4 protein-coding genes are annotated in these 3,841 nt (G+C 75.7%); 2 read left to right on the top strand and 2 right to left on the bottom strand.

Annotation, left to right across the window (positions count from 1 at the left end):
- Positions 1-22 precede the first annotated feature (22 nt).
- The gene (locus ACFV0G_RS36875) at positions 23-787 is read right to left on the bottom strand and encodes a VOC family protein (RefSeq protein WP_380557400.1); all 765 of its coding nucleotides are present in this window, start codon (positions 785-787) and stop codon (positions 23-25) included.
- Position 788: 1 nt separating this feature from the next.
- On the bottom strand, positions 789-1,697 hold the full coding sequence (locus ACFV0G_RS36870; RefSeq protein ID WP_380557397.1) for an NADP-dependent oxidoreductase: 909 nt from the start codon (positions 1,695-1,697) through the stop codon (positions 789-791).
- A 202-nt stretch (positions 1,698-1,899) separates the two neighbouring features.
- Between ACFV0G_RS36870 and ribA the strand changes: the two genes are divergently transcribed.
- The gene (gene ribA / locus ACFV0G_RS36865; protein WP_380557394.1) at positions 1,900-2,559 is read left to right on the top strand and encodes a GTP cyclohydrolase II; all 660 of its coding nucleotides are present in this window, start codon (positions 1,900-1,902) and stop codon (positions 2,557-2,559) included.
- A gap of 153 nt (positions 2,560-2,712) precedes the next feature.
- On the top strand, positions 2,713-3,825 hold the full coding sequence (locus tag ACFV0G_RS36860; RefSeq protein WP_380557391.1) for a chemotaxis protein: 1,113 nt from the start codon (positions 2,713-2,715) through the stop codon (positions 3,823-3,825).
- The last annotated feature ends 16 nt before the right edge of the window (positions 3,826-3,841 follow it).

Here is a 3,841-nt window from a genome sequence, read left to right as displayed (position 1 = left end):
GTGCGCGCGGCGGGCCGCGGGGCTAGGAGGCCTGGTCGGCGACGTGGATGCCGAAGCGGGCGCCGTGCGGGTCGTGCAGCACGGCCAGCCGGGGCCCGTCCGGGACGTCGGTGGGCGGCAGGGTGACGCTCGCGCCGAGGCCGACCGACCGCTCGGCGGTGCTGTCGACGTCGGCGACCGCGAAGTACGGCATCCAGTACGGCGGCACGTCCGCCGGGAACTGGTCGGCCATGTCCATCATGCCGCCGAAGTCCCGCCCGGCCAGCCCCCACTGGGTGTACATCTCGCCGACCGTGACGCTCCAGCCGAAGACCCGGGAGTAGAACTCCTTGGCGCCGTGGGTGTCGCGGGTGGCGAGCTCCACCCAGCCGAGCGAGCCCGGCTCGTTCAGCAGCGCGACACCGTTGAAGAGCCGGGCCTGCCAGATCGAGAAGGCCGCCCCCGAGGGATCGGCGGCCACCGCGAACCGGCCGATGTCGAGCACCTCCGTCGGCTCCATCAGCAGCGATCCGCCGGCCGCGCGGACGGCGGCGGCCGTGGCGTCCGCGTCCGCCGTGGCGAAGGAGACCGACCAGGCCGTCGGCTGCCCCTCCCGGTACTGCGGGCTGAGCCCGGCGACGGCGTCCTCGCCGAGCAGCAGGGTGGTGTAGCCGCCGGCCTCGGGCCGCGGGTCGACCTCCGCGCGCCAGCCGAACAACTCGGTGTAGAAGGCCTTGGACGCGGCCGGGTCGGAGCTGGCGAGCTCGACCCAGCAGGGGGCGCCGGGGGCGGGCTTGTCGATCTTCATCTCACTCCATCACCAGGACGAGTTTTCCGCGGGCGTGTCCGGACTCGACCTCGGCCAGTGCCTCGGCGGCCCGCTCCAGCGGGTAGGTGGCGGTGACCCGCGGGTCCAGGGCGCCGGTGGCGACCAGCTCGGCAACCCCGTCGAGGGCGGCCGGGCCGGAGGAGCGGCGCACCGCGCTGCCGCCGAGCGCCGCGGCGGTCTCCGGGTCGGCGGTGGAGACCAGCCGGGTGCGGTCGGCCAGTACCGCGGCGGCCTCCCGCAGGTCCTCGCCGCCGATCAGGTCGAGCAGGCCGTCCACACCGTCCGGTGCCGCGGCCCTGATCCGGTCGGCGACGCCCTCGCCGTAGCGGACCTGGACGGCGCCCAGTTCCTCGACGTAGGCGCGGCTGCGGTCGGCGGCGGTGCCCACGACACGCACGCCGCGGGCCACCGCGATCTGCGCGGCGGCGCTCCCGACGCCGCCGCCGACGCCGAGCACGAGCAGGGTCCGGCCCGGTTCCAGGGCGAGCTGCTCGACCGCGTCGTAGGCGGTGGCGGCGGCGACCGGGAGGGCGGCGGCCCGGGCGAAGGAGACGCCGGCGGGCCGGCGGGCCGTGGCATCGGCGTCGAGCAGGGTGTGCTCGGCGTAGCCCCCGGCCGCCGCGACGCCGAAGACCTCGTCGCCGGGGACGAAGCCGGTGACGCCCGCGCCGACCCGCTGCACCACGCCGGCGGCCTCGACGCCGAGCACCCGGGGCAGCGGGGCGGAGGTGCCCAGCCAGCCGTTGCGGATCTTCCAGTCGACCGGGTTCACCCCGGCCGCACGGACGGCGATCAGCAGCTGTCCCGGTCCGGGGTCGGGCACGGGCCGGTCGAGGAACTCCTGGTTCTCCGGCCCGCCGTACGCCCGGTAGCCGAACGCCTTGGACATGGTGCTCCCTCGTGGTCGGTGACGTCCCACGCCCAGCTTGCGCGGCGGGCGGGGCGGACGGCCGGGAATGGTGGGCCGAACGGGCCGTGTTGGGGAGGACGTGTCCGGCGGAGAGCCAGTTGTTCAAATTGGAACTACGAGGTACGGTCGGAGCCGACCATCCGGTTCGAATTTGAACCACCACCGACCACGGAGGCCGGCCATGCCGCACACCGACCCCGCCCGGGCGCAGCTCCCCGAGCCCGCCACCGTGCGCTCCCGCGTCCGCATCCCGCTCGCCTTCCCGGACGGGTACCGGGTCGAGGCCGAGGTGTTCACCTTCCACGGTCTCACCGACGGCGCCGAGCACCTCGCGCTGGCCATCGGCGAGCCGCAGGGCACGCCGCTGGTGCGGCTGCACTCGGAGTGCCTGACCGGCGACGTGTTCGGCTCGGCCCGCTGCGACTGCGGCCCGCAGCTGCGCGAGTCCGTCGAGCGGATCGCGGAGGCCGGCGGCTACCTGCTGTACCTGCGTCAGGAGGGCCGCGGCATCGGCCTCTACAACAAGCTCGACGCCTACGCCCTGCAGGACTCCGGCCTGGACACCTACCAGGCCAACACCGCGCTCGGCCTGCCCGAGGACGGCCGCGACTACACGGCGGCCGCGCAGATGCTGGCCACCCTCGGCGCCACCGGCATCCGGCTGCTCAGCAACAACCCGGACAAGGCCGGCCAGCTCGGCCGGCTCGGCATCGACGTCGCCGAGCGGGTGCCCACCGGCGTCCACCTGTCCGACAGCAACGTGCGCTACCTGCGGACGAAGGCCGACGGCACCGCCCAGACCCTCGGCCACGGCATCGAGCTGCTCAAGGTCGGCGCCTGAGCGGGGCCGGGTAACCCGGTCGGCGGCCACCCGGGGGCGCGCCCGCGGGCGGCGCGCGAGGCTGGCGGCGGGCCGTGCCGTCCGTCCTACCGCCGTTCTCCGCGCGGCCCCGCCAGGCTCCGTGCCCGGCGAGGACCGACCCGGAAGGCCCCCATGGACACCGACGACCTGACCGCCGACACCCTGCGCGCGCTGCGCACCGCCCGCCCGTACCCGGCGGTCTCGCTGACGATGCCCACCCATCGGCGGGAGCCGGACAACGCCCAGGACGCCGTCCGGCTGCGCAACCTGCTGGCCGAGGCCGAGCGCCGCATCGACGCCGACCCGGAGGCGTCCCGGCAGACCCGGATCGACCTGCACAAGCACCTGGAGCGGGCGGCGGCCGAGGTCGACCTGCGGCACTCCCAGGACGGGCTGGTGCTGTACGCGACCAGCGGCGAGCACCAGGTGTGGAGCCTGCCGCGCGACGTGCCCGAGCGGGTCGTGCTCAGCGACACCTTCCTGACCCGCAACCTGGTCGCCGCCAAGGCCCAGGCCAGCCCGTACTGGGTGCTCGCGGTCGCCGCCGACAAGGCCACCCTGTGGGCCGGCACCGGCGACACGCTGCAGCAGCACGAGGGGGACGGCTTCCCGGCCGCCCCTGAGGAGCTCCAGTGGGACGTCCAGCGCGAGGAACGGGTGGGCGACCAGCCGAGCACCTTCAGCGACGAGGAGACCCGGCGCTTCCTGCGCACGGTCGACGTCGCGCTGGCGGGCGTGCTGGGCCGGGACCGCCGGCCGCTGTACCTGGTCGGCCTCGCCCAGGCGGTCTCGCTGCTCCGCGAGGTGGGCGAGGCCGCCGCCGCCCCGGCCGGCACCGTGCTCAAGGGCGGTCTGGCGGACGGTCCGGACCGGGTGCTGCTCCAGGAGGTCGCGCCCGCGCGGGCCGCGTTCGCCCGGCACGAGTCCGACCGGGTCGGGGCCGCACTGGACGCCGCCCGCAGCCGCCGCACCTTCGCGGCCGGCCTGGACGAGGTCTGGGAGTCCGTCCGCGAGGGCCGCGCCGACCTGGTCGCGGTCGAGGAGCACTTCCAGCGCACCGTACGGCTCACCGACGGGCACCTGGCCCCGCTCGACGGCGGGCCGCTCGGCTGGGAGGAGGGCGTCCGCGAGGACATCGTCGACGAACTGGTGGAGGCCGCCCTCGACCGCGGCGCCGAGGTGGTCTTCCTGCCCGACGACGCGCTCGCCGAGCACGACCGGATCGCCGCCGTGCTGCGGTACTGACACCGCACGGCGGCCC

The organism is Kitasatospora sp. NPDC059571 (genome assembly GCF_042735675.1).
Classification (GTDB): domain Bacteria; phylum Actinomycetota; class Actinomycetes; order Streptomycetales; family Streptomycetaceae; genus Kitasatospora.
The sequence above is the reverse complement of the archived record's forward strand: the minus strand, read 5'-3'. Positions and strand labels throughout refer to the sequence as shown.

Excerpts from the sequence above, each read along its gene's own strand:
- ribA (WP_380557394.1), top strand. The coding sequence starts at position 1,900 with ATGCCGCACACCGACCCCGCCCGGGCGCAGCTCCCCGAGCCCGCCACC.
- ACFV0G_RS36860 (WP_380557391.1), top strand. The coding sequence starts at position 2,713 with ATGGACACCGACGACCTGACCGCCGACACCCTGCGCGCGCTGCGCACC.
- ACFV0G_RS36870 (WP_380557397.1), bottom strand. The coding sequence starts at position 1,697 with ATGTCCAAGGCGTTCGGCTACCGGGCGTACGGCGGGCCGGAGAACCAG.
- ACFV0G_RS36875 (WP_380557400.1), bottom strand. The coding sequence starts at position 787 with ATGAAGATCGACAAGCCCGCCCCCGGCGCCCCCTGCTGGGTCGAGCTC.